Genomic DNA, 768 nt, shown 5'->3' with positions numbered 1-768 from the left:
GGCTACTATTATTGGCTGCGGCGCCTGAGTGCAGCAGCGCCTTCTGGTAATCTAGTTGCGGTACATATTGATAATGCCAAGGTTGGCGGATCTGTTGAGATCACTTACCCCAACGGAGTAGTTTTAAACTTTTCCGGCGAGTTGAATGCTTCCAATCTAAAATCGCTGATATGCTGCATTTAAGTGCTTCGTGCCGGTATTTCTATTATAACGGATTTGCAGATATGCGCAAAGGGGCTTACAGTCTGAGCGGCCTGGTGCGTTCAGAAATGGGTCTGGATGTTACGAGCGGCGATGTGTTTATTTTTATCAGTCGGCGGGGTAATAAAGTAAAGCTACTCCAATGGGATCATGATGGCTTTGCTTTGTATGAGAAGGGATTGGAGAAAGGGACATTTGAGCGACCGGCGCTTGCTAAAACTGGTCATTACACCATCAGCGCTCAACAGTTGCAACTCATTTTGCAAGGTGTTATCCTCAAAAGTGTACGACATAAATTCAGGTATAGACAAACTGGCTGAAAGTGCTGCCATTACTGCATTTAAACAGGATATGGCATCAAGCTTGCAGTATCCTTTTCATCGCCACCAAGGATACAAATATCGACTACAAAGAACTCAGCGCACAAAAGGATACGATCATTGCTGAGTTGCAATCACAAATGCATTCATCTCAACTTCAGGTTGAATCTCTTCAACTCCAAATCCGGGAGCTTAAAAGAATGATATTTGGTAGTCGTGCGGAAAAGTTTGTATCCGATATTGAGGC

Annotated in this window: 3 protein-coding genes; all 3 read left to right on the top strand. The window is 44.1% G+C overall.

The genetic code is table 11. From position 1 onward, the window contains the following. On the top strand, nucleotides 1-183 hold a 183-nt coding region (locus ACYVI9_RS15030), incomplete at its 5' end, for a hypothetical protein (protein ID WP_460765954.1). Continuing rightward, a complete protein-coding gene (tnpB, locus tag ACYVI9_RS15025) occupies nucleotides 171-521 on the top strand; it encodes an IS66 family insertion sequence element accessory protein TnpB (RefSeq protein ID WP_460765951.1) in 351 nt (116 codons plus the stop codon). The genes ACYVI9_RS15030 and tnpB, both read left to right, overlap by 13 nt. A 2-nt stretch (nucleotides 522-523) precedes the next feature. Then, nucleotides 524-768: hypothetical protein (locus ACYVI9_RS15020; protein ID WP_460765948.1), on the top strand; the 245-nt coding region annotated here is incomplete at its 3' end.

The organism is Niabella terrae, assembly GCF_054783135.1.
This window is presented reverse-complemented; position numbering and strand designations above follow the sequence as displayed.